This is a genomic window from Achromobacter sp. 1L-A-4-B-C2 (genome assembly GCF_057291955.1).
In genome coordinates this window covers 442,635-466,773 of sequence record NZ_JBXAWP010000003.1, presented here as the reverse complement: position 1 = coordinate 466,773, position 24,139 = coordinate 442,635, and the positions used below count along the sequence as shown (strand labels likewise).

Here is a 24,139-nt window from a genome sequence, read left to right as displayed (position 1 = left end):
GCGGGCATTTGAGTGCTGCCAAATGTTACGCGTCATCGCTAGGGGAAAACCCAAATAACTTCCGCCTCCCGGCTATAATCCAAATTTCCCGCACGCGCCCGCTCGTCCCGGGTGCTCATTACGATGACCAAATACGTATTTGTCACCGGCGGAGTGGTGTCTTCCCTGGGCAAGGGCATCGCCGCTGCGTCGCTCGCCGCCATTCTCGAGTCGCGTGGTTTGCAGGTCACCATGCTGAAGCTCGATCCGTACATCAACGTCGATCCGGGCACGATGAGCCCCTTCCAGCACGGTGAAGTGTTCGTCACGGAAGACGGCGCCGAAACCGATCTGGACTTGGGCCACTACGAGCGTTTCATTTCCGCTCGCATGCACAAGGTGAACAACTTCACCACCGGGCAGATCTACGAATCGGTGCTGCGCAAGGAACGGCGTGGCGACTACCTGGGCAAAACTGTCCAGGTGATTCCGCACATCACCAACGAAATCCAGGACTTCATCGCCCGTGGCGCCGAAGCGGGCTGGAACGGCAACACGGACGTCGCCATCGTCGAAATCGGCGGCACCGTGGGCGACATCGAGTCCCTGCCTTTCCTGGAAGCCGCGCGCCAGATGAGCCTGCGCATGGGCCGCAACAACGCGGCCTTCGTGCACCTGACCCTGGTGCCGTTCATCGCTTCCGCCGGCGAACTCAAGACCAAGCCTACGCAGCATTCGGTCCAGAAGCTGCGCGAAATCGGTATCTACCCGAACGCGCTGCTGTGCCGCGCCGACCGTCCCATCCCGGACGACGAGCGCGCCAAGATCTCGATGTTCTCGAACGTGCCGCTGGACGCCGTCATCTCCGTCTGGGATGCCGATTCCATCTACAAGATTCCCGCCATGCTGCACAAGCAAGGCGTGGACAACATCGTCTGCGAAGCGCTGGGCCTGACCCCGCCGCCGGCTGATCTGTCCATGTGGGACAACCTGGTCGAAGCGCTGGAGCACCCGCAGCACCAGTTGACGATCGGCATGGTCGGCAAGTACGTCGACCTGACCGAATCGTACAAGTCGCTGACGGAAGCGCTGGTTCACGCCGGCATCCACACGCGCTCGAAGATCAACATCGAATACATCGATTCCGAAGACATCGAAACCCGCGGCACCGACCAACTGAAGCATCTGGACGCCATTCTGGTCCCGGGCGGCTTCGGCAAGCGCGGCACCGAAGGCAAGATCGCCGCGATCCGCTACGCCCGTGAAAACGGCGTGCCGTATCTGGGCATCTGCCTGGGCATGCAACTGGCCGTCATCGAGTTCGCGCGCCACGTCGCCGGCCTGGGCGGCGCCAACAGCACGGAATTCGACCCGTCGGCGCCCCATCCGGTGGTGGCACTGATCACCGAATGGATGGACCGCGAAGGCAAGGTCGAAAAGCGCGACAACTCGTCCGACCTGGGCGGCACCATGCGCAAGGGCGCGCAGCGCGTGCCGATCAAGCCGGGCACCCGCGCGCAGACCATCTACGGCGACGAAGTGAACGAGCGTCACCGTCACCGCTACGAGGTCAACAACGTCTACGTGCCGCGACTGGAAGAGTCCGGCATGGTGATCAGCGCCCGCACGCCGACCGAAAACCTGCCGGAAATGATGGAATTGCCCGACCACCCGTGGTTCGTGGGCGTGCAGTTCCACCCGGAGTTCACGTCGACCCCGCGTGATGGCCACCCGTTGTTCTCCAGCTATATCCGCGCCGCCATCGAGCAGAAGTCTCGTCGCGGTCAGGAGGCGTAATGCCGGTTCGCGGTCTCGAGTTCCGTAAGCGGATCCTCGGGGCCGCGGCCCATTTCTCCAGCGCCGCACTAGGCGGCGGCGCTTCTTTCGGATACAACCAATTAGCATCGGACAGGTGTCGCCAGGCCGCTTTGCGCGACACTGGCGGCTTTGCCGTATCCGGCGCCCACCCCCTTTCAACGCCACTGCTCTGAAGGAACCCCATGAGTGCTTACATCATCGCCGAAGTCACGGTGACCAAGCCCGCGCAATACGAGGACTACAAGCGTCTGTCCACGCTCGCCATGCGCGCGTACGATGCCAAGGTCCTGGTGCGGGGCGGTGAGACCAAGCACCTTGAGGGCCGTAAGCCTGGCCGCACCGTCGTCATGGAATTTCCGTCGATGACCGCCGCCCAGGCCTTCTACGACTCCTGGCAGTACCGCCGTGCCCGCAACGCCCGCGAGGGCGCGGCCGTCATGAATATGTTTATCGTTCAGGGAATGTAAAGTCATGAGTGCAATCGTCGACATCATCGGCCGCGAGATTCTGGATTCGCGCGGCAACCCCACCGTGGAATGCGATGTGCTGCTGGAATCCGGCGCCATGGGCCGTGCGGCCGTGCCGTCCGGCGCATCCACCGGCGCCCGCGAAGCCATCGAGCTGCGCGACGGGGACAAGAGCCGTTATCTGGGCAAGGGCGTGCTGCGCGCCGTTGAGAACCTGAATACGGAAATCTCCGAAGCCTTGATGGGCCTGGACGCCCAGGAACAGACCTTCGTCGATCGCACCTTGATCGAGCTGGACGGTACCGAGTCCAAGGAACGCCTGGGCGCCAACGCGATCCTGGCGGCCAGCATGGCCGTGGCCCGCGCCGCCGCCGACGAATCGGGCCTGTCGCTGTACCGCTATTTCGGCGGCAGCGGCCCCATGAGCATGCCCGTGCCGATGATGAACGTCATCAACGGCGGCGCGCACGCGAACAACACGCTGGACCTGCAAGAACTGATGATTCTGCCGGTGGGCGCGGGCAGCTTCCGCGAAGCCCTGCGTTGGGGCGCTGAAGTCTTCCACATGCTGAAAAAGCTGATCCACGGCCAGGGCATGTCCACGGCCGTTGGCGACGAAGGCGGCTTTGCCCCCAACGTCCCCAGCCATGAAGCCGCCATCCAGCTGATTCTGAAGGCCATCACCGAAGCCGGCTACGAGCCGGGCACGCAGATCGCCCTGGGCCTGGATTGCGCCAGCTCGGAGTTCTACCGCGACGGCAAGTACACGCTGGCCGGCGAAGGCGGCATCTCGCTGTCCTCGCAGGAATTCACCAACCTGCTGGCCACCTGGTGCGACAAGTACCCCATCATCTCGATCGAAGACGGCATGGCCGAAAACGATTGGGACGGCTGGAAGTTGTTGACCGACCAGTTGGGCAAGAAGGTGCAATTGGTGGGCGACGACCTGTTCGTCACCAACACCAAGATTCTGCGTGAAGGCATCCAGAAGGGCGTGGCCAACTCGATCCTCATCAAGATCAACCAGATCGGCACGCTGACCGAAACCTTCGCCGCCATCGAAATGGCCAAGCGCGCCGGCTACACCGCCGTCGTGTCGCACCGTTCGGGCGAAACCGAAGATTCCACCATCGCCGACATCGCCGTGGCGACCAACGCCATGCAGATCAAGACGGGTTCGCTGTCCCGTTCGGATCGCATGTCCAAGTACAACCAGCTGCTGCGTATCGAAGAAGAGCTGGCTGAAGTGGCGTCGTATCCTGGCCTGGAAGCTTTCTACAACCTGCGTTGATGGGAAGCGCGATGGCGACGCCCGGCGCCGCCATCGCATCCGCGCCACGACTGCTCTGAGGGTTCTCGCGTATGCGCCTGTTGTTCCTGGTGCTGTTCGTGCTGGTAGGCTTGATCCAATACCCGCTTTGGCTGGGTAAGGGCGGCTGGTTCAAGGTCTGGGATTTGCAACGCCAAGTGGCCGAGCAGCGCGAGACCAACGAAGGCCTGCGCGCGCGTAATGCCGCGCTGGAAGCCGAAGTGCGAGACCTTGAAGGCGGCTCTGGCGCCATTGAAGAGCGCGCCCGCGGCGAGTTGGGCATGATGCGCGACGGTGAAGTGTTCGTTCACATCCTGCCGCAGAATGCGCAGCCGCCCGCCGGTGGCGCCACGCTGGCGACCGACGCTGCCACCAAGCCCGCCACGCCGGCACGCACCAGCGCCCCGGCAGCCAAGCCGCCGGCTGCTCGCGCCACACCCGCCGCCGCACCGAAGCCTGCCAACAGCACGCGTCAGTAAGCTTGCGGCGGCCGGCAACGGCTTGCTGGTCGTTGACAGCTGATCGCCGGTAACTCATAGCCGCTAACTCATAGCCGCTAACTCATAGCCGATAGCTCATAGCCGATGCCCCGCGTCAATCGCAGCGGGCATCGCGGCATGCTCCCATCACGATTTCCGCTGGCCTTGGCCGCGCGCCCGTCCAATCGACCGGGTGCGTGTGCATCTCCATTTCCAGTTCAACCTGAATCGGCAACAACCCATGCCTGCGAGCCACGCCCGCATAGCTGGCGTCGTTGCGCCCCAGCGCGGTGAGCACCGCTCGTACGGGGAACAGCCAGGGCTTGTGCAGATAAGTCAGCCGCAGCTTCAGGGTGTTGGCGTCGAAGATGGTGGCCGCGCCGGGGCGCGGCGGTCGCCTGGCGTGCTGCAAGTCCTGGTAGTCGTTATCGATGGCGCGTCGACCGGGCGCGGCCGGGACGGCCAGGTCCTTGCGGCCATGGTCGCGGAACATCCTGACATTGGGCTGCAAGACTTCGATTCGCCACGCGCCAAGGCCCGTGCCCGCCGAGGCGTCGGCATGTGCGCGCGCCAGCCTGCGCCTCGCACCCGCTTCGCCGTCGGCGCCGGCATGCAGGGCCAGCAAGCCTTGAATGAAGGCATCGCGCATAGGGGCCGGTTGCGCATGGGCGGTGGCGCCGGCGCGCGCGGCTTCCATCAGCGCCACGTGCGCCATTTGGCGCACGGCTTGCCAGCGTGCTGCTTCAATGCCCAGCAGGCCCATCAGCAACACCATGGCGCCCGCCACGGCGAATTCAATGGCGGCGGCGCCCCGCTGGCGCGAGGCGGCAAAGAAAAAGGCGGTCATGGCTGCGCAGTGTGGCGCGGGCATGACCGCCTGTCGATACGGACAATCCGAGGTGATGAAAATGTCCCGCAGGGCGGGACGCGGTGCAATCAGTGCACCGTGGGCGGCGCGTCGTCGGCGGCAGGCTGGTTCGGCGAGAACAACGTGGCGCAATCCACGGCGTCGAACTTATAGGGCTTGCCACAGAAGTCGCATGACACATCCACTTGGCCGCGCTCGGCCAGGACGCTGTTGACCTCTTCTTCGCCCAGCGAACGCAGCATGCTGGCGACGCGCTCGCGCGTGCAAGGGCAATGCCAGCGCACGGGCGCCGGGTCGAACGCCAGCAAGGTGTCTTCCCAGAACAGGCGATGGATCAAGGTGTCGATGTCGGCTTCCAGCACTTCGTCGCGCTTGAGCGTGCTGGCCAGGGCGACCACACGGTCCCAGGTTTCGGCGGCGGCTTGCTCGGTCAACAGTGGGGCGTCGGTGCCACCATGGAACGGCAGGCGTTGCACCAGCATGCCGGCGGCGTTGTCGGCATCGGCGGCCAGCCACAAGCGCGTGTCCAGCTGTTCGGAGGCCTTCATGTAGTGTTGCAGCGCTTCTGCCACCGTGTCGCCTTCCAGCGGCACGATGCCCTGGTAGGTTTGCTGGCCCGGCAGCTTGCGCTGCGGGTCCAGCACGACGATGAAGCGGCCGTTGCCGCCCGGGTTCAGCAGGCTTTGCATGGTGCCATCGGACGGCACTTCGTGGCCTTCGCGCACTTTGACGGTGGCGCGCAGGCTCAGGTCAGAACGGCATTCCACCACCAGCAGGGCGATGGGGCCATCGCCCTGGATCTGAAGCACCAGCGAGCCATCGAATTTGATGTTAGCGGCAAGCAGGGTAGAGGCCGCTACCAATTCGCCCAGCAGATGGGTGATGGCGGGCGGGTAGTCGTGGTTGGCCTGGACGGCCTTCCAGGTCGCGTCCAGGCGGACGGCCTGGATGCGGACGCTGCGGTCTTCGGTAAGGTATTTTTTGAGCTGATCGGTCATGGGGGAATGTTAGCCGATCAGGCCACCCAATTCCCCCTGCTGCCAGCAGGGCTACGGCAACTGCCCAGGGCGCTCAGGCCAGGCGCTTGAGGGCCGTCTTGTAGTGTTGGCCGCGCGCCACGTAATGGGCGGTGTTCTTGTGCAGATTGGCGATTTCTTCTTCGGACAGTTCGCGCACGATCTTGCCGATGCCGATCACCAATGAGTTGTCAGGAATGACGCGGTCTTCCGGGATGATGGCGCCGGCGCCGATCAGGCAGTTGCGCCCGATCACCGCGTTGTTCAGCACGATGGCCTGCATGCCCACCAGCGCGCCTTCGTGGATGGTGCAGCCGTGCAACATGGCCTGATGGCCCACAGTGACATTCGGGCCGATGGTCATGGGACAGCCGCTATCGACGTGCAGGACGCTGGATTCCTGGATATTGGTGCCATGGCGGATCAGGATGGCGTCGTTGTCGCCCCGGATCGACACGTGCGACCAGATGCTGACGCCGGCTTCCAGCGTGACATTGCCGATGATGTCGGCGCTGTCGGCGACATAGGCGGCGGGGTCGATGCGGGGGATCAGGTCGTCAAGCTGGTAGATGGGCATTGCCTAGGTTTCCGATAATTTTTCAGGGCCTGCAGGGGCAGGCGCGACGTTCTCGGCGGGTGCGGCGGCGTCGGCATGGCCGGGCGTGGCGGCGGGCGAGGGTGGTGGCGTGGGCGATTTCGGCACGGCGGCGGGCGTGGCGGGCGCGGACACCTTGGACGTATCAGCGGGCGCGGACGGCTTGGGCGCTGGCGGCGCGGCGGTGGGCGCTGGGGGCGTGGACGCCTTCGGTGCCACGGTTGCCGCGTGCGTCGCGACCGTCGCAGGTGCCCCGGTTGCCACAGGCGCCGCTGCCGGTGCCGTCGCCGCGATGTGCGCGCGCTCTTGCTCGCGTTGGCGCAGGATGCGGCGTTGGATCTTCCCGGTCGTGGTCATCGGCAATTCGTCGACGAACTCGATCTCTTTCGGGTATTCGTACGGCGCCAGGCGCTCACGAACATGCTCTTGCAGGTTTTCGATGATCTCGCCGCGGTCACGCTGGGCGAATTCGGGCGTCAGCACGACATAGGCCTTGACCAGCGCGCCCCGTTCGGCGTCCGGCTTGGGCACCACGGCGGCGTTGGCCACGGCGGGGTGGCCGACCAGGCAGCTTTCGATTTCGCCGGGACCGATGCGGTAACCGGCCGACTTGAACACGTCATCGGCACGCCCGGCGTACCAAAGGTAGCCGTCCGCGTCGACGGTGGCCAGGTCGCCCGTCAGGCACCAGTCGCCCTTGAATTTGGCTTGGGTGGCGGCTTCGTTGCGCCAATAGCCCAGGAACATCACGGGGTCGGGAAAGCCATGGATGTCCAGCCGGTTGACGGCAATTTCCCCGGTTTCACCAGGCGCCACCGGCTGCCCATCGTCGTTCAGCACCGCCACCTGATGGCCGGGATACGGGCGGCCCATGCTGCCCGCGCGGGCGGGCCAGCGCTTCTGGCTATTGCCCACCACGTAGTTCATTTCGGTTTGTCCAAACATCTCGTTGGGCGTCACGCCCAGCGCCGACTGGCACCATTCAAATACCGTTTCCCCCACGCTTTCGCCCGCACTCATGATCGAACGCAGCGCCAGCTGGTAATGATCGCGGGGCTGGGGCACCGCCTTCATCATCATTTTCAGCGCCGTGGGAAACAGGAAAGTATTGGTGACCTGGTAGCGCTCCATGAGCTCAAACGCGCGCTCGGGCGAAAAGCGGCCGCGCGTGCCCACAATGGGATGGCCGAAATACAGGGTCGGCAACAGCGCATCCATCATGCCGCCCGTCCAGGCCCAATCGGCTGGCGACCAGAACACGTCGCCAGGCTTGGGGAACCAGTCTTGCGAGGCGACGAAGCCCGGCAGGTTGCCGATCAACACGCTGTGGGGCAGTAGCGCGCCCTTGGGCGCGCCGGTGGTGCCCGACGTATAGAGCAGAATGGCCGGGTCCGACGAACGCGTCGGCACGGCCTTGAATTCGTTGGGTTGGCGGGCAAGCAGGCTGCGCCACGGCAGCACCCGCTCGTCAGCGAAGCCGATGCCGATGATCTGTTGCAGGTTGGGGCAGTTGTCGCTGACGGCCAGCAGATTGGCGCTGGAAGCGTGGTCCACGATGGCGACCCGGGTTTCGGAGTCGCGCAAACGGGCTTCCAGTGCCTCGGGGCCGAACAGTGCCGACAGGGGCAAGACGACGCCGCCTACGGTGTAGATGGCCATGTGGGCCACCACCGTTTCCGGCCGTTGCCCCAGCACCACACCGACGCGATCGCCCCGGCCCACGCCCATCTTCACCAGGCCGTTGGCCAGCTGATTGACGGCTTCGGCCAGGCGGGCATAGGTCCAGACTTCGCGGTTGCCCGATTCGTCTTCGTAGTAGATGGCGATGCGCCGCGCATCCGGACTACTGGATGCCCAGCGGTGGCAGCACGCTTCCGCGATGTTGAACTGGGTGGGAACCAGCCAGCGGAATGTTTGGTAGAGCGCCTGATATTGGTCGTTCATGGCCCTATGTTGTAAGCATGTTGCAGCTGCGTGAACGGGCCGGCTCGCCCGTTGCCTCAGATGCAAGCATGACCTAGAGGGCCGTGAACTGCAATATCCCCGTTGCGTAATGGGGACGCATACGGGTTATCACGGGTGTTTGCTTTGGCGGCGAAGCGCTGAGGGCAGGGCGGGTAGTGACAGCGATCGCGGGGGGCGGGCAGCGGGCTCGGCCTGGCGTTCGGCCTGGATGGCGGCCCAGTCCAGCAGCTGCAACTGGCCATCGTGGGTCTCCGCCAGGGCCGACAGGCTTTCGACCCAATCGCCGTCATTGCAGTAGAGGATGCCGCCGACGTCTCGCAATTCCGCCTTGTGGATGTGGCCGCAGACCACGCCGTCCAGGCCCCGCCGACGCGCCTCACCGGCCAGCGCTTCTTCGAAGTCGGTAATGAACGACACCGCGTTCTTGACCTTGTGCTTCAAATATTGCGACAGCGACCAGTAGTGCAGCCCCAGGCGATGCCGCAGCCGGTTGAAGTGGTGGTTGATCCACAGGGCCAGCTGATAAAGCCCGTCGCCCAGGTGGGCCAACCAGCGGCTGTGCTGGATGACGCCGTCGAATTGGTCGCCGTGCAGCACCAGCAGCCGCAAGCCTTTGGCGGTGACGTGCACGTCTTCATCCAGGATTTCAATGTCGCCGAACGCGTAGCCCGCAAATTCCCGCGCGAATTCGTCGTGGTTGCCGGGGATGAACACGACCCGCGTGCCGTTGCGCGCCTTGCGCAGGATGCGTTGAATGACGTCGTTGTGCGCGCGCGGCCAGTGCCAGTGCTTGCGCAGTTGCCAGCCGTCGACGATGTCGCCCACCAGATACAGGGTGTCCGAGTCGTTGTGGTCCAGGAAATCAAGCAGGAATTCCGCCTTGCACCCGGCAGTGCCCAGGTGAATATCGGAAATCCAAAGGGCACGCCAGTGCGCGGGGCGGATTTCGTTCACGGTCGCTTCCATGTGGGCTGTCGTCATGCCTTGGAATCAAACCATCCGGCGATGACGGGCGTGTGAAGCTATCGTGACGCTGTTGTGACGGGCGCGGCCCCCGGCGCGGGACGGCTAGCGGGATTTCTGGCGTTGCGGCGCGTTGCGCAGCCGCGTGCCAAGCAGACGGTCGTGCAGGAACTGGCCGTCCGGGTCGAACCAGGACCAAATAAAAATCGTGAACGGCGCGGCCACGATGAACATGTCCATCGACGCCCAGCCCGTGAGGCTGGCGGCGCCCCACACCACGGCCGCGCCGGCCAGCACCAGCGGCCAGACAAGCACGTAGCGCAAGATCAGGCGGCCGGTTGCCGGCGTGTTGCCGTCACGGTCCACCAGCCGGATATTCCAGGTTTTCATGGGCAGGGTCTGCCCGCGCCGACGCCAGCACAGCACGAAATACGCGCCAATCGCCACAAACAACCACGCTTGCCGCGCCGCGCGCAATTCCAGCGCGTTCTTGCTTTGCGTCAGCGTGTCCAGCAGATAGCCGGCCAGGAAGACGACGCCGAACAGCAACACGGCCTCGTACATCATGCAGGCAAAGCGGCGCAGCCGGTTGGGGGTCTGATCTAGGAAGGCGTCGGTCGTCATGGGTCGGCATTATCCGACAAAAAAAAACCCGCCGGTAAGGGCGGGTCTATAAAAGGGGCTATGCAGCCCCCAAGGGGAAAATCGTTCGGGCCGCGACGTCAGGCCCGGTCAGGCTTCAGGCGGCGGAGTGCGCGTTCTTGGCGCTCGTCTTGCCAACCAGGGCCTTCACGCCGTGGGCCAGCTTACGCAGGCCTGCGGCCAACGCCCGCATCGGGTGCGGACGGAATTGTTCTTCAATTGCCTGGAGCATCAGTTGGCGCTCGAGTTCGTCGGTCAGGCGGATGGTGTTGTTCGGGTTGATCACAATAGCCTCCACGGGCTTGCTCAGTTGTTTAGCTACTAGGGATAACCCGAATTATAGGGGTTTACCCTCAAACTGTGCAAGAGGCAGATGCAAGCTGGTGCAACACGGCAACACCTTGGTGCTGATGATGCCCCAAAACCGGGCGGCGGGGCACCATAAGCAAAGATACGGCCGGCATGTTGCGGCGCTTTTACAACGTGGCGGTGAGCGTCGGGGAAGGGGGCTGCCCGGGCGAGAACCGCCCGGGCAAGGCGGCGATCAGGCGTCGCGGTAGCCGGCGGCAACCAGTTCGAAACCGAACAGGCGGCAGTCCAGCGCGCCGTTGTGCAAGGGCACGCGGCGCTTGGGCTTCAGGCGCATCTGGTTGGGCAGCGTCATGTCGCTGGTGATGACGTGCAGCTGCCAACCTGCAAAATTGCGCTTCAGGCAGGTGGCCCAGTCACGCCACAAATCGGCGTCCTGTTCGGTCTGCATGCGCTCGCCGTAGGGTGGATTGGTGACAATCCAGCCGTGGTCGGCGGGCGCCGTTATTTCGCGGGCGTCGCCGATTTCAAAGCGGATCGAGTCGGCGGTGAGCCAGGCACGTTCGGCATTGTTCTGAGCGAATTCAATGGCTTGCGGATCCAGGTCGTAACCGACCAGGGGTGCGTCCAGCTGAGGCAGGATGCGCGAACGGGCATCGTCCTTCAGATCGCGCCAGCGATAGGCGTCATGGTCGCGCAACCGTTCGAAGCCAAAGGGACGCGAAATGCCCGGGGGCACGCCCAGGGCGATCCAGGCCGCTTCGATCAGGATGGTGCCCGAGCCGCAGAAGGGGTCCAGCAGCGGGGCGGCGGGATCCCACCCGGCCAGGGCCAGCATGCCGGCGGCCAGGTTTTCGCGCAGGGGGGCTTCGCCCTTGTCCAGGCGCCAGCCACGCTTGAAGAGCGATTCGCCGGACGTATCCAGGTATAGCGTGGCGGTGTGGCCCGTCAGGAAAAGGTGGACGCGGGCGTCCGGGCGTACGGTGTCGATGCTGGGGCGCTCGCCTTCCAGCTCGCGCAGGCGGTCGCAGATGCCATCCTTGGCGCGCAGATTGCAGTACTGCAAGCTTTGCACCGGGCTCTTGATGGCCGAGGTGTCCACGCGCAGCGTTTGTTCGGCGCCGAACCAGCGTTCCCAGGGGGTGTCGCGGGCCAGGTCCAGGATGTCGTCTTCGTGTGAGATCTCGGCGTGCGCGACCTGCACCAGGATGCGGGTCGCCAGGCGCGAATACAGGTTGGCGCGCTGCACGCCCGACCAATCGGCGGTGAACGAGCAGCCCGCACGGCCTGCCTGGGCGTCTTCATAGCCCAGCGCCTGCATCTCGGCCGTCAGGGCCTCTTCCAGGCCTTGAGGGCAGGGCGCGAATACGGTGAACACTTCCGCCTGGCGGGGCTCGCGCGGGCGGCGGCTGCGGGTCTCGACGCGGGGCGCGCGATCCTGGTGGTCGTCGTGCGCGTCGTCCTGGTAATCGTCGTGCACGTCGCGGTAATCCGGTTGCGATGCCTCTACGGACGGTTCGGCCTGGAAGTCGGGCGCGGGGCCGTCATCTTCGAAGGGATCGTAGAAACGGCCTGCCGGGGTGGCCGGTGCAATGTACTGGTCATCACGCAGGCGCGGTGCGCGTTGCGGCGGGCGGCCGGAACGGGCACTGGGTGCGGCGTCGCGACGCGTATCGTCGGAGCGGTCACGGGAAGGCTGGTTGCGATCGTATCTGCCGCGCTCGGACGTGCCGCGCTCGGAGGAGCCGCGCCCGGACGCGCCGCGATCGGACGTGCCACGCTCATAGGAACCACGGCCTGCCGGGCCGCGCCCTTCACCCCGGCTGGGCTGGCCGCGATCGTATTGACCGCGTTCCGCGCCGCCACGGGGCGCCTGGCCACGCGCGCCGGCGCCCGGCTTGCGGCGCGCCTCTTCTTCCTGGCGGCGTTGATAGCCTTCCGGGTCTTTCTGGCGTTCGACGTTTTCCTTGGTGCGCGAGATCTGCGCGACCAGCTTGGCGCGGGCGCCCGTGCGGGTGCGCTTGGGCGCCTCGACGGCGTGGGCGTCACGCGCCGTTTTTTTGATCGTCAGCGTCTTGCGCGGGCGGTCCTGTTCATCAGAGGACATACGAATCCTGGCGAATGTGCAAAGGTAGGGGGAATCAGAAGGGTTTGACGACGACCAGCGCCACCACCACCAAGAGCAGCAAGACGGGAACTTCGTTGAACCAGCGATAGAACTTATGCGAACGGGTGTTTTTGCCCTGTTCGAATTTACGCAGCATCAAGCCACAGGCGTGATGGTAGCCGATGACGAGCAGGACGAAAAAGAGTTTGGCGTGCATCCAGCCATTGCCCGGGCCCACGCCGATGCGGTAACCCAGATACAGCCACATGCCGAACACAATGGCCACCACGGCCAAAATGGTGGTGAAACGATACAGCCGGCGCGCCATGCCCAGCAGCGTCACCTGGACGGACGCGTCCGACTGCTGCGCCAGATTCACGAAAATGCGGGGCAGGTAGAACAACCCGGCAAACCAGGAAGCGATGAAGACGATGTGAAAGGTCTTGACCCAAAGCATGGCCATGGCGGCATCCAATCTAGGAAAGCCGCATTGTAAGGCCGCCGGATGGTCCCCCGCGCCGCCGCTAGATCACATACAGATCCACGTATTCGTGCACCGGCATGGCCTCCAGCGCCTGCTGGTCCAGCGACACGTCAAGAATGCGCCGCTGCTGCCTGGCCGGGAACATGCGCGCCAGATTGGTGCGGAACTTGGCCTCCAGCAACGGAATGCCGTCGGCGCGGCGGCGCTTGTGGCCGATCGGGTATTCGCAGACGATTTCGTCCAGCTTGGATCCGTCCACGAATTCCACCGTCAGTGCGTTCGCGATCGAGCGCTTGTCCGGATCGTGGTAATCGCGGGTGAAGGCGGGATCTTCCACGCATACGATCTTGTCGCGCAAGACGTCGATGCGCGGGTCGCGCGCCACGTCGTCCTCGTAGTCGGCGGCCGTCAAGCGGCCGAACAGCACGGGCACCGCCACCATGTACTGGATGCAATGGTCGCGGTCGGCCGGGTTGTTCAGCGGACCCTTCTTGTCGATGATGCGGATGCACGCCTCATGCGTGCGAATGGTGATGGCCTTGATGTCTTCCGGCCGTTTGCCCAGCGCACCGAGCTTTACGTGTAGCTCCATGGCGCATTCCACGGCGGTCTGCGAATGGAATTCGGCCGGGTACGAAATCTTGAACAGCACGTTTTCCATCACGTAGCTGCCATACGGCCGCTGGAACTTGAACGGCTGACCCTTGAATAGCACGTCGTAAAAGCCCCAGGTCTTGGTGGTAAGCACCGAGGGGTAGCCCATCTCGCCGGTTTTCGCGATCAGCGCCAGGCGCACGGCGCGGCTGGTGGCGTCACCCGCCGCCCAGCTTTTCCGGCTGCCGGTGTTGGGGGCGTGGCGATACGTGCGCAGGCTTTGGCCGTCGACCCAGGCCAGCGACACGGCGTTGATGACCTCGTCGCGGTCCAGCCCCAGCATCTGCGCCACCACGGCGGTGGACGCCACCTTGACCAGCACCACGTGGTCCAGCCCGACCTTGTTGAACGAATTTTCCAGCGCGATGCAGCCCTGGATCTCATGCGCCTTGATCATGCCGGTCAGCACGTCGCGCATCGTCAAGGGGGCTTTGCCGGCGGCGACCGCGGTGCGGGACAACCAATCCGCCGTGGCCAGGATGCCGCCCAGATTGTCGGATGGATGGCCCCATTCCGCAGCCAGCCATGTGTCGTTGAAATCCAGCCAGCGGATGATCGTGCCGATGTTGAACGCGGCCTGCACCGGGTCAAGTTGAAACGACGTGCCGGGCACCTTGGCGCCATGGGGCACCACCGTGCCCGGCACAATCGGCCCCAGCAGCTTCTTGCATGCCGGGTATTCCAGCGCTTCCAGGCCGCAGCCCAGCGTGTCGATCAGGCAGTTGCGGGCGGTCTCATACGCCAGGCTGCTCTTGATCTCGTAGTTAAGAACGTAGTCCGCGATATCGACCAAAACCTGATCGGGATCGGGACGTACGTTTGAGATTGGGGCGGACATTGCGAACCCTCCTTAGCGAAGAAGTGAATACAGGTGGCCATGCCGCGCCTTGTTCTCGTTATGGTTGCGGCCGCCTTATTTGCGCTTGTCCAGCGGCACGAACTTCTGGTCTTCCGGGCCCACGTAGTTGGCGGTGGGGCGGATGATCTTGTTGTCGATGCGCTGTTCGATGATGTGGGCCGACCAGCCTGCCGTGCGCGCAATGACGAACAGCGGGGTGAACATCGACGTGGGCACGCCCATCATGTGGTAGCTGACGGCCGAGAACCAGTCCAGGTTGGGGAACATCTTCTTGATGTCCCACATGACCGTTTCCAGGCGTTCGGCGATGTCGAACATCTTGGTGCTGCCGGCCTTCTTGGACAGCTTCTTGGCCACGTCCTTGATGACCTTGTTGCGCGGGTCGGACACGGTGTAGACCGGGTGGCCAAAACCGATGATGACTTCCTTGGCCTCGACGCGGCGGCGGATGTCGGCTTCGGCTTCGTCGGGCGAGTCATAGCGCTTTTGCACGTCGAACGCCACTTCATTGGCGCCGCCGTGCTTGGGGCCGCGCAGCGCGCCGATGGCGCCGGCAATCGACGAGAACATGTCCGAGCCCGTGCCGGCGATGACGCGCGCGGTAAAGGTCGATGCGTTGAACTCGTGTTCGGCGTACAGGTTCAAGGAGATGTGCATCGCCTTGACCCATTCGTCGCTGGGCTTTTCGCCGTGCAGCAAGTGCAGGAAGTGGCCGCCGATGCTGTCGTCGTCCGTCTGTACGTCGATCATGTGGCCGTTGTGGCTGTAGTGATACCAGTACAGCAGGGCCGAACCCAGGTTGGCCATCAGGCGGTCGGCGATGTCGCGCGCGCCCGGGGTGTTGTGGTCGTCTTTTTCGGGCAACACGCAACCCAGCACGGACACGGCCGTGCGCATCACGTCCATGGGGTGGCTCGATGCCGGCAGCGCTTCCAGCGCCACTTGCAACTGGGCGGGCAGGCCGCGCAGGCTCTTCAGCTTTTGCTTGTAGGCGGCCAGTTCCGCCTTGTTCGGCAGCTTGCCGTGGACCAGCAGGTGGGCAATTTCCTCGAACTCGCTGGTGTGGGCGATGTCCAGGATGTCGTAGCCGCGGTAGTGCAGGTCGTTGCCGCTGCGGCCGACGGTGCACAGCGCGGTGTTGCCCGCAACCACGCCCGACAGGGCAACGGACTTCTTGGGTTTAAAACCGGCTTTCTCTTCCGGCTTGGCGTCCGGCTTGGCTTCTTGCTTTTTGGGAGCCGTGCTCATGTCTCTACTCCTTCACTTTCGCTGTGGTCGATGCAATGGGGGACTGGCGTGGCGGGATTACGCTTTGCCCTTTTGAAACAGAGCGTCCAGCCGGGATTCAAACTCGTGATAGCCGATGCGGTCGTACAGTTCTTCGCGCGTCTGCATCAGGTCCACCACGTTTTTCTGGTGGCCGTCGCGGCGGATGGCGGTGTAGACGGCTTCGGCGGCCTTGTTCATGGCGCGGAAGGCGGACAGCGGATACAGCACCATGCCCACGCCCACGCTCTTCAATTCTTCAACGGTGAACAACGGCGTCTTGCCGAATTCGGTGATGTTGGCCAGCACCGGCACCTTGACGGCCTTGACGAAGCGGTCGTAGGTGGGCAGGTCATAGGCGGCTTCGGCGAAGATCGCGTCGGCGCCGGCTTCCACGCAGGCCAGCGCGCGCTCAATCGCGGCGTCCACGCCATGCGAGGCGATGGCGTCGGTGCGGGCGATCAGGTAGAAGTCGCTGTCGGTGCGCGCGTCGGCAGCCGCCTTGACGCGATCGGCCATTTCTTCGGTGGTGACGATTTCCTTGCCCGGGCGATGGCCGCAGCGCTTGGCGCCAACCTGGTCTTCGATGTGGCAGGCTGCCGCGCCGAACTTGATCAGGCTCTTGACGGTGCGGGCGATGTTGAACGCCGACGGGCCAAAGCCGGTGTCGATGTCCACCACCAGCGGCACGTCGCACACGTCGGTGATGCGGCGCACGTCTGTCAGCACGTCGTCCATGGTGTTGATGCCCAGGTCGGGCAGGCCCAGCGACCCGGCCGCCACGCCGCCACCCGACAGGTAGATGGCGCGGTAGCCGGCGCGTTTGGCCAGCAACGCGTGGTTGGCGTTGATGGCGCCGATGATCTGCAGCGGGCTTTCTTCGGCAAGGGCGCGGCGAAAGAGGGCGCCGGGCGATTCGGGTCTGGACATGGTGGTCTCCGTTCTTATGGCTAGCCCACGACCTTATCGCGGGTCCGGAATATAAATCTGTCCCCTACGCGACAATCCCGGCGCGGCCGGGCCAAGAGACAGGTGTATGTTTCGGCATGAGGGGGGTACAGAAGAATTGGGCCCGCATGAACGGGCCCAATTCTGATTCAAGCGCTGCTTACTTCAGCAGGTCCTTGACGCCGTCGCGCTCTTCCAGGAGCTCTTTCAGCGTGAAGTCCAGGCGCTCGCGCGAGAAGGCGTCGATTTCCAGGCCTTCGACACGCTTGTATTCGCCGTTTTCGGTCGTGACCGGCACGCCGTAGATGATGCCTTCCGGAATGCCATACGAGCCATCCGACGGAACGCCCATCGTGACCCACTTGCCGTTGCTGCCCAGGACCCAGTCACGGACGTGGTCGATGGCGGCGTTGGCGGCCGAAGCGGCCGAGGACAGGCCGCGGGCTTCGATGATGGCGGCGCCACGCTTGCCCACGGTGGGGATGAACGTGTCGCGGTTCCAGGCGTCATCATTGATGAGCTTGGTCAGCGATTCGCCGCCGACGGTGGCGAAACGGAAGTCGGGGTACATCGTGGGCGAGTGGTTGCCCCAGACGATCAGGTTTTCGATGTCGGCAACCGGCTTGCCCGACTTGGCCGACAGCTGCGACAGGGCGCGGTTGTGGTCCAGGCGCAGCATGGCGGTGAAGTTCTTTGCCGGCAGGTCCGGCGCCGACTTCATGGCGATGTAGGCGTTGGTGTTGGCCGGGTTGCCGACCACCAGGACCTTGACGTTGCGGCTGGCCACATCGTTCAGGGCCTTGCCTTGCGCCGTGAAGATCTGGGCGTTGACCGACAGCAGGTCCTTGCGTTCCATGCCGGGGCCGCGCGGACGGGCGCCAACCAGCAGGGCCACGTCGGCATCCTTGAAGGCGGTGCGCGGATCGCTGTGGGCGGTCACTTCCTGCAGCAGCGGGAAGGCGCAGTCATCCAATTCCATGATGACGCCCTTCAGGGCCTTTTGCGCTTTCTCGTCGGGGATTTCCAGCAGTTGCAGGATGACGGGTTGATCTTTACCCAGCATTTCGCCGGAGGCGATGCGGAATAGCAGTGCGTAACCGATTTGGCCGGCGGCGCCGGTGACGGCGACACGCAAGGCAGGCTTGGACATGGACGTTCTCCGTAATGGTTTGGCGAGAAAAATCTCACCAATCAGTGTAATCGTTGGGGCATCAAAAACGGCGCGCACGAACCTGCCGGCGCGGGGCCCTGACAGCCGTGAATCCTAGAACGATTTCAGGGGTCCGTCAAACGCTCTTCTATCTTATATAAGACATAAGACGTTGGACAGCGTCCGGGCCGATATGCCACAATAGAGCGTTTATTCGAATGCGCTACAGGCCGTTTCTTCATACCCCTGGCAGCGCATTTTTGGATGTGGGTCCGCACCCATCTTGCGCTGCCCTCCCATCATCCGGATGAACATGACACTTTCAAGAAGATCCATGGCAGAGCCCCGGCCCGAAACCTCCTTACGCAATCGCGCCGCCCGTTCAACGGGCGAGGGGGCCGCTTTCAGTCCGCTCTATCGCCAGATCAAGGATCTGCTTGTCCAAAGCCTTGAACGCGGCGAATGGAAGCCCGGCGAACTCATCCCCAGCGAAATCGATCTGGCTGCCCGTTTTCAGGTCAGCCAGGGCACGGTGCGCAAGGCGGTTGACGAGTTGGCCGCCGAGCACATGCTGCTGCGCCGCCAGGGCAAGGGCACCTTTGTTGCCACCCACCACGAAGCCCGCGTGCGCTATCGCTTCCTGCGCCTGGCCGCCGATGACGAAAGCGAAGCCGGCCGCGCCGAAAGCCGCATCCTGGAATGCCGCCGCGTGCGCGCGCCCGCCGAAGTCGCCCGTGCGCTGGACTTGCGCGCCGGCGAAACCGTCGTGATGATCCGCCGCCTGCTGTCCATGGGGCAGACGCCCACCGTCGTGGACGACATCTGGCTGCCTGGGTCCATTTTCCGTGGCCTTACCCTGGAGCTTCTGACCGCCAACAAGGCGCCGCTCTATGGCCTGTTTGAATCCGAATTTGGCGTCAGCATGGTGCGCGCGGACGAAAAGCTGCGCGCGGTCATTGCGCCGGCTGAAGTCTGTCCCCTGCTTAATGTTCCGGCCGGCACGCCGTTGTTGCAGGTAGACCGGGTGTCTTACACCTATGGTGACCGCCCCATGGAAATTCGCCGGGGTTTGTACTTGACCGATCGATACCACTACCGCAATAGTCTGAATTGATGAGCTTTTACACTACGATTTGATACCGACCCTATCTCTGGGCGAAAATAGCGTGTTTGCCCGAAAGGGCCACGGCAATTTCGCCGTCACGATTCCCTAGTTCCGAAACACCGAGGCCGTCATGTCCGACACCGCTGCCAAGCCACGTCCGCAGTTTCGCAATATTGGGCTTGCCCAAGTTGCGTTCTCCTATCGCCTGCCCCTGGCCGGCAAGCTGTCCATCCTGCACCGCATCAGCGGCATTTTGCTGTTCCTCTGTTTGCCCTTGGTCATCGTGCCGCTGTTCGCAGCTAGCGTGGCCGCACCGCAATCGTTTGCCTGGATCGCCTCCATTGCGACCAACCCGATCGTCAAGCTTGTCTTCCTGGTTCTTGTCTGGGGCTACCTGCACCACTTCTGTGCCGGCATCCGCTACCTGCTGCTGGACCTGCACATCGGTATCGACAAGCTGTCGGCCAAGAAAAGCGCCGGCGTGGTCTTCGGTGTCAGCCTGGCGCTGACGCTGGTGTTCGGTCTCAAACTGTTCGGAGTGCTGTAAATGGCCGCCGCTAAAAACTACGGACCCAAGCGCCTGGTCGTCGGCGCGCACTATGGCGTCATGGATTTCATCATCCAGCGCATCACCGCCGTCATCATGGCTGTGTATACGCTGGTGCTGCTCGTCGGCATCTTGATGATGCCTGCCTTCACGTATGAACACTGGGTCAAGCTGTTCAATTTCTACGTGGGCTTCATTCCGGTTGGCCAGATCCTGGCCTCCCTTGCATTCATTGCGTTGGCCTGGCATGCCTGGATTGGCGTGCGCGACATCTGGATGGACTACGTCAAGCCGGTGGGCTTGCGCCTGCTGCTGCAAGTGCTGACGATCCTCTGGCTGGTCGGTACGGTCGTTTACTTCGCGCAAATCCTCTGGAGCATTTAAGCCGTGGTCTCTGTCATGAAATCCTTGCCGCGCCGCCAGTTTGATGTGGTGGTCGTTGGCGCCGGTGGAGCCGGCATGCGTTGTTCGCTGCAACTGTCCCAAGCGGGGCTGTCCGTTGCAGTGCTGTCCAAAGTGTTCCCCACGCGTTCGCACACCGTTGCCGCGCAAGGCGGCGTGAGCGCCTCGCTGGGCAACATGAGCGAAGACAACTGGTACTGGCACATGTACGACACCGTCAAGGGGTCGGATTGGCTGGGCGACCAGGACGCCATCGAATTCATGTGCCGTGAAGCGCCGAACGCCGTGTACGAGCTCGAGCACTTCGGCATGCCGTTCGACCGCAACCCCGACGGCACGATCTACCAGCGTCCGTTCGGCGGCCACACCGCCAACTTCGGTGAAAAGCCGGTGCAGCGCGCCTGTGCCGCCGCCGACCGCACCGGCCACGCGCTGTTGCACACCCTCTACCAGCGCAACGTTGCCGCGCGCACCCAGTTCTTCGTCGAATGGATGGCGCTGGACCTGCTGCGCAACGAAGCCGGTGACGTCGTGGGCGTGACCGCCCTGGAAATGGAAACGGGCGAAATCTACATCCTGGAAGCCAAGACCACGGTGCTGGCCACCGGCGGCGCCGGCCGTATCTGGGCCGCTTCCACCAACGCATTCATCAACACCGGTGACGGCCTGGGCATGGCAGCGCGCGCGGGCATCCCGCTGCAAGACATGGAATTCTGGCAGTTCCACCCCACCGGCGTGGCCGGCGCGGGCGTGCTGATCACGGAAGGCGTGCGTGGCGAAGGCGGCATCCTGTTGAACAAGGATGGCGAACGCTTCATGGAGCGCTATGCGCCCACGCTGAAAGACCTGGCCCCGCGCGACTTCGTGTCGCGCTCGATGGACCAGGAAATCAAGGAAGGCCGCGGTTGCGGTCCGGACGGCAGCTACGTCGTCCTGAAGCTTGACCACCTGGGCGCCGACGTCATCAACAAGCGTCTGCCCTCGATCCGCGAAATTGCCATCAAGTTCGGCAACGTCGACCCGATCAAGGAACCGATCCCCGTCGTTCCGACCATCCACTACCAGATGGGCGGCATTCCGGCCAACTACCACGGCCAGGTGCTGTCGCGCGAAAACGGCGAGAACAAGGTCGTCAACGGCCTGTACGCCATCGGCGAATGCGCCGCGGTGTCCGTGCACGGCGCCAACCGCCTGGGCACGAACTCGCTGCTGGACCTGATCGTGTTCGGTCGCGCCACCGGCAACCACATCGTCAATTCGCATCCCGAGCGCCAGCGCGCGCATCAGGACCTGCCGAAGGAAGCCGTGGAATTCTCGCTGGACCGCGTGAACAAGCTGGAATCGCGTACGTCGGGCGAAAAGACGCAAGACATCGGCAACGCCATCCGCTTCTCGATGCAGCGCCACTGCGGCGTGTTCCGCACGCTGGAACTGCTGAACGAAGGCGTGACGCAGATCGAAGATCTGGCCAAGCAAGCCGACGGCATCTACTTCAAGGACAAGTCCAAGGTGTTCAACACCGCGCGCGTCGAAGCGCTGGAACTGGCCAACATGACCGAAGTGGCCCGCGCCACGATCAAGTCGGCCGCTGCCCGTACGGAAAGCCGTGGCGCTCACGCGCTGGACGACCACCCGACGCGCGACGACGAGAACTGGCTCAAGCACACGCTGTGGTATTCCGAAGGCAGCCGCCTGGATTACAAGCCCGTGCAGATGAAGCCGCTCACCGTTGAGTCCTTCCCGCCCAAGGCGCGTACCTTCTAAGTCCGGATAGAGCCCATTATGAGCACCAAGAGAATCGTCAAGTTCGAAATCTACCGCTACGATCCGGACAAGGACGAGCGCCCCTACATGCAAAAGCTGGACGTTGAACTCCAGCCCACCGACAAGATGCTGCTTGATGCGCTGGTGCGCATCAAAAACGACGTCGATGACAGCCTGGCCCTGCGCCGCTCGTGCCGTGAAGGCGTGTGCGGTTCGGACGCCATGAACATCAACGGCAAGAACGGCCTGGCCTGCACGACGAACCTGCGTGAATTGAAGGAACCCATCGTTCTGCGTCCGCTGCCGGGCTTGCCCGTCATCCGCGACCTGATCGTGGACATGACGCACTTCTTCAACCAGTACCACTCGATTCGTCCGTACCTCATCAACGATGCGCCGCCGCCCGAAAAAGAGCGCCTGCAATCGCCCGAGGCACGCGAGGAATTGGACGGCCTGTACGAGTGCATCCTGTGCGCGTGCTGTTCCACGTCCTGCCCGTCGTTCTGGTGGAATCCGGACAAGTTCGTCGGCCCGGCCGGCCTGCTGCAAGCCTACCGTTTCATTGCGGACAGCCGCGACGAAGCCACCGGCGAGCGCCTGGACAACCTGGAAGATCCGTACCGCTTGTTCCGTTGCCACACCATCATGAACTGCGTCGACGTCTGTCCCAAGGGGCTGAACCCGACCAAGGCAATCGGCAAGATCAAGGAACTGATGGTCCGCCGTACGGTCTAGTGTCTATCTAGCGTGAAGACTTTTGTTTTTATGGTGTAAAGATGAGCAGGCTAACTGAACTGGAGCGGGCGCGTCTGCGTTGGCGGGCGCGCCGCGGCCTGCTCGAAAACGACTTGATCATCACTCGGTATCTTGACGCTTACGAGGCTGAACTTACCGATGATGATGTGGCCGCATTGACCCAGCTGTTCGAGATGGGAGACAACGATCTTCTCGACCTGCTGCTGGCCCGCAAGGAACTCGAAGGCGAACTGGATACTCCCAGGCTTCGGGGCATTATTGGCCAGATGCGCGCACTCTGATTAATGTGAGAGGAATAAACATGAACCTGTCTGACAAAAAAGCCACTCTATCCTTCTCGGATGGCAGCGCACCCATTGAGTTCCCTGTCTACAAGGGCACGGTCGGTCCGGATGTGATCGACATCCGCAAGCTGTATGGCCAGACGGGCATGTTCACGTTTGACCCCGGCTTCATGTCCACCGCGGCTTGCGAATCGGGTATCACGTATATCGACGGCGACAAGGGCGAACTGCTGTATCGCGGCTACCCCATCGAGCAATTGGCCGTCAATTGCGACTTCATGGACATCTGCTACCTGATCCTGAACGGCGAACTGCCGAACCAGGAACAGAAGGCCGACTTTGATTCGCAAGTGACCCATCACACGATGGTCAACGAACAGCTGCACTTCTTCCTGCGTGGCTTCCGCCGCGACGCCCACCCGATGGCCGTTTTGACGGGTCTGGTTGGCGCGCTGTCCGCGTTCTACCACGACTCCACCGACATCACGAACCCGCAGCATCGTCACATCTCGGCCATCCGCCTGATCGCCAAGATGCCGACGCTGGTTGCGATGGCGTACAAGTACTCGCAAGGCCAACCGTTCATCTATCCGCAGAACGACCTGTCCTACACGGGCAACTTCCTGCGCATGATGTTCGCCACGCCGTGCGAAGACTACAAGGTCAACGAAGTTGTTGAACGCGCGCTGGACCGCATCTTCATCCTGCACGCCGACCACGAGCAAAATGCCTCGACCTCGACCGTGCGCCTGTGCGGTTCGTCGGGCACCAACCCGTTCGCGGCCATCTCGGCTGGCGTGGCTTGCCTGTGGGGCCCGGCTCACGGCGGCGCCAACGAAGCTTGCCTGCAAATGCTGGAAGAGCTGCAAGCCAACGGCGGCATCGACAAGGTCGGTGAGTTCATGGAGAAGGTCAAGGACAAGAACTCGGGCGTGCGCCTGATGGGCTTTGGCCACCGCGTCTACAAGAACTACGACCCGCGCGCCAAGCTGATGCAGGAAACCTGCAAGGAAGTGCTCTCGGCCCTGGGCCTGGAAAACGACCCGCTGTTCAAGCTGGCCATGGAACTGGAACGTATCGCCCTGTCGGATCCGTACTTCGTCCAGCGCAAGCTGTACCCGAACGTGGACTTCTACTCGGGTATTGTCCAGCGCGCCATCGGCATCCCGACCTCGCTGTTCACGGCCATCTTTGCGCTGGCCCGCACGGTGGGCTGGATTGCCCAGTGGAACGAAATGCTGTCGGATCCCGACTACAAGATCGGCCGTCCGCGCCAGCTGTTCACCGGTTCGGTGACCCGCGACGTGCCCCCGATGGACAAGCGTTAATCCGCTTTCCGTTTCGGCAAGTCAGTGACAAGAAACCGCCTTCGGGCGGTTTTTTGTTGCGCGCTCGGCGGCGGC

Annotated in this window: 23 protein-coding genes and 1 pseudogene; 11 read left to right on the top strand and 13 right to left on the bottom strand. The window is 63.4% G+C overall.

Annotated elements, in window-relative coordinates:
* Window positions 1-123 precede the first annotated feature (123 nt).
* From pyrG to ftsB, 4 genes are all read left to right on the top strand, one after another.
* A complete protein-coding gene (gene pyrG, locus AC0Z35_RS15610; RefSeq protein ID WP_046802645.1) occupies window positions 124-1,776 on the top strand; it encodes a CTP synthase in 1,653 nt (550 codons plus the stop codon).
* A gap of 203 nt (window positions 1,777-1,979) precedes the next feature.
* Window positions 1,980-2,264, top strand: coding sequence for a DUF1330 domain-containing protein (locus AC0Z35_RS15605; protein WP_046802646.1), 285 nt, complete (start codon window positions 1,980-1,982; stop codon window positions 2,262-2,264).
* Between the two features lie 4 nt (window positions 2,265-2,268).
* On the top strand, window positions 2,269-3,555 hold the full coding sequence (eno, locus tag AC0Z35_RS15600; protein ID WP_046802647.1) for a phosphopyruvate hydratase: 1,287 nt from the start codon (window positions 2,269-2,271) through the stop codon (window positions 3,553-3,555).
* A gap of 71 nt (window positions 3,556-3,626) precedes the next feature.
* Complete coding sequence (gene ftsB, locus AC0Z35_RS15595; RefSeq protein ID WP_046802648.1) at window positions 3,627-4,052, top strand: cell division protein FtsB; 426 nt, start codon at window positions 3,627-3,629, stop codon at window positions 4,050-4,052.
* 115 nt (window positions 4,053-4,167) lie between these two features.
* On the opposite strand, the gene AC0Z35_RS15590 is transcribed toward ftsB, so the two are convergent.
* The 13 genes and pseudogenes from AC0Z35_RS15590 to AC0Z35_RS15530 form a co-directional block, all read right to left on the bottom strand.
* Window positions 4,168-4,899, bottom strand: coding sequence for a TadE/TadG family type IV pilus assembly protein (locus AC0Z35_RS15590; RefSeq protein ID WP_485132342.1), 732 nt, complete (start codon window positions 4,897-4,899; stop codon window positions 4,168-4,170).
* A gap of 89 nt (window positions 4,900-4,988) precedes the next feature.
* Window positions 4,989-5,918, bottom strand: coding sequence for an Hsp33 family molecular chaperone HslO (gene hslO, locus AC0Z35_RS15585; RefSeq protein WP_046802650.1), 930 nt, complete (start codon window positions 5,916-5,918; stop codon window positions 4,989-4,991).
* Between the two features lie 73 nt (window positions 5,919-5,991).
* On the bottom strand, window positions 5,992-6,513 hold the full coding sequence (locus AC0Z35_RS15580; protein WP_006218111.1) for a gamma carbonic anhydrase family protein: 522 nt from the start codon (window positions 6,511-6,513) through the stop codon (window positions 5,992-5,994).
* Between the two features lie 315 nt (window positions 6,514-6,828).
* Window positions 6,829-8,475, bottom strand: a pseudogene (locus tag AC0Z35_RS15575) (acetate--CoA ligase); the annotation flags it as partial.
* A 129-nt stretch (window positions 8,476-8,604) separates the two neighbouring features.
* Entirely contained in the window at window positions 8,605-9,477 is an 873-nt protein-coding gene (locus tag AC0Z35_RS15570) for a UDP-2,3-diacylglucosamine diphosphatase (protein WP_088588017.1), read from the bottom strand.
* Window positions 9,478-9,564: 87 nt separating this feature from the next.
* Window positions 9,565-10,083 (bottom strand): RDD family protein, encoded by a 519-nt coding sequence (locus AC0Z35_RS15565; RefSeq protein ID WP_120154335.1) that lies wholly within the window; start codon window positions 10,081-10,083, stop codon window positions 9,565-9,567.
* A 115-nt stretch (window positions 10,084-10,198) separates the two neighbouring features.
* Window positions 10,199-10,387, bottom strand: a complete 189-nt coding sequence (locus AC0Z35_RS15560) for a hypothetical protein (protein ID WP_046802652.1) — start codon at window positions 10,385-10,387, stop codon at window positions 10,199-10,201.
* 258 nt (window positions 10,388-10,645) lie between these two features.
* Window positions 10,646-12,022 (bottom strand): THUMP domain-containing class I SAM-dependent RNA methyltransferase, encoded by a 1,377-nt coding sequence (locus tag AC0Z35_RS15555; RefSeq protein ID WP_485132498.1) that lies wholly within the window; start codon window positions 12,020-12,022, stop codon window positions 10,646-10,648.
* 529 nt (window positions 12,023-12,551) lie between these two features.
* On the bottom strand, window positions 12,552-12,980 hold the full coding sequence (locus AC0Z35_RS15550) for a CopD family protein (RefSeq protein ID WP_185975319.1): 429 nt from the start codon (window positions 12,978-12,980) through the stop codon (window positions 12,552-12,554).
* A 61-nt stretch (window positions 12,981-13,041) separates the two neighbouring features.
* A complete protein-coding gene (locus AC0Z35_RS15545) occupies window positions 13,042-14,493 on the bottom strand; it encodes a bifunctional 2-methylcitrate dehydratase/aconitate hydratase (RefSeq protein WP_485132343.1) in 1,452 nt (483 codons plus the stop codon).
* A gap of 75 nt (window positions 14,494-14,568) precedes the next feature.
* Window positions 14,569-15,762 (bottom strand): bifunctional 2-methylcitrate synthase/citrate synthase, encoded by a 1,194-nt coding sequence (gene prpC, locus AC0Z35_RS15540; RefSeq protein WP_104143074.1) that lies wholly within the window; start codon window positions 15,760-15,762, stop codon window positions 14,569-14,571.
* Window positions 15,763-15,819: 57 nt separating this feature from the next.
* On the bottom strand, window positions 15,820-16,710 hold the full coding sequence (prpB, locus tag AC0Z35_RS15535; RefSeq protein ID WP_006218121.1) for a methylisocitrate lyase: 891 nt from the start codon (window positions 16,708-16,710) through the stop codon (window positions 15,820-15,822).
* Window positions 16,711-16,888: 178 nt separating this feature from the next.
* Window positions 16,889-17,878 (bottom strand): malate dehydrogenase, encoded by a 990-nt coding sequence (locus tag AC0Z35_RS15530; protein WP_006218122.1) that lies wholly within the window; start codon window positions 17,876-17,878, stop codon window positions 16,889-16,891.
* A gap of 334 nt (window positions 17,879-18,212) precedes the next feature.
* Here AC0Z35_RS15530 and AC0Z35_RS15525 point away from each other — a divergent pair, with 334 nt between their 5' ends.
* The 7 genes from AC0Z35_RS15525 to AC0Z35_RS15495 all read left to right on the top strand — a co-directional run bounded on the left by AC0Z35_RS15525 (window position 18,213) and on the right by AC0Z35_RS15495 (window position 24,064).
* Window positions 18,213-18,992, top strand: coding sequence for a GntR family transcriptional regulator (locus tag AC0Z35_RS15525; protein ID WP_104143076.1), 780 nt, complete (start codon window positions 18,213-18,215; stop codon window positions 18,990-18,992).
* Window positions 18,993-19,113: 121 nt separating this feature from the next.
* A complete protein-coding gene (gene sdhC, locus AC0Z35_RS15520) occupies window positions 19,114-19,530 on the top strand; it encodes a succinate dehydrogenase, cytochrome b556 subunit (RefSeq protein WP_046802658.1) in 417 nt (138 codons plus the stop codon).
* Window positions 19,531-19,914 carry a succinate dehydrogenase, hydrophobic membrane anchor protein gene (gene sdhD / locus AC0Z35_RS15515; protein ID WP_046802659.1) on the top strand — a complete coding sequence of 128 codons (384 nt, stop codon included), beginning with the start codon at window positions 19,531-19,533 and terminating at the stop codon, window positions 19,912-19,914.
* Window positions 19,915-19,917: 3 nt separating this feature from the next.
* Window positions 19,918-21,696 carry a succinate dehydrogenase flavoprotein subunit gene (gene sdhA, locus AC0Z35_RS15510; protein ID WP_485132344.1) on the top strand — a complete coding sequence of 593 codons (1,779 nt, stop codon included), beginning with the start codon at window positions 19,918-19,920 and terminating at the stop codon, window positions 21,694-21,696.
* Between the two features lie 18 nt (window positions 21,697-21,714).
* A complete protein-coding gene (locus AC0Z35_RS15505) occupies window positions 21,715-22,431 on the top strand; it encodes a succinate dehydrogenase iron-sulfur subunit (RefSeq protein WP_006218127.1) in 717 nt (238 codons plus the stop codon).
* A 41-nt stretch (window positions 22,432-22,472) separates the two neighbouring features.
* On the top strand, window positions 22,473-22,733 hold the full coding sequence (locus tag AC0Z35_RS15500; RefSeq protein WP_046802661.1) for a succinate dehydrogenase assembly factor 2: 261 nt from the start codon (window positions 22,473-22,475) through the stop codon (window positions 22,731-22,733).
* A 20-nt stretch (window positions 22,734-22,753) separates the two neighbouring features.
* Window positions 22,754-24,064 (top strand): citrate synthase, encoded by a 1,311-nt coding sequence (locus AC0Z35_RS15495; RefSeq protein ID WP_006218129.1) that lies wholly within the window; start codon window positions 22,754-22,756, stop codon window positions 24,062-24,064.
* The last annotated feature ends 75 nt before the right edge of the window (window positions 24,065-24,139 follow it).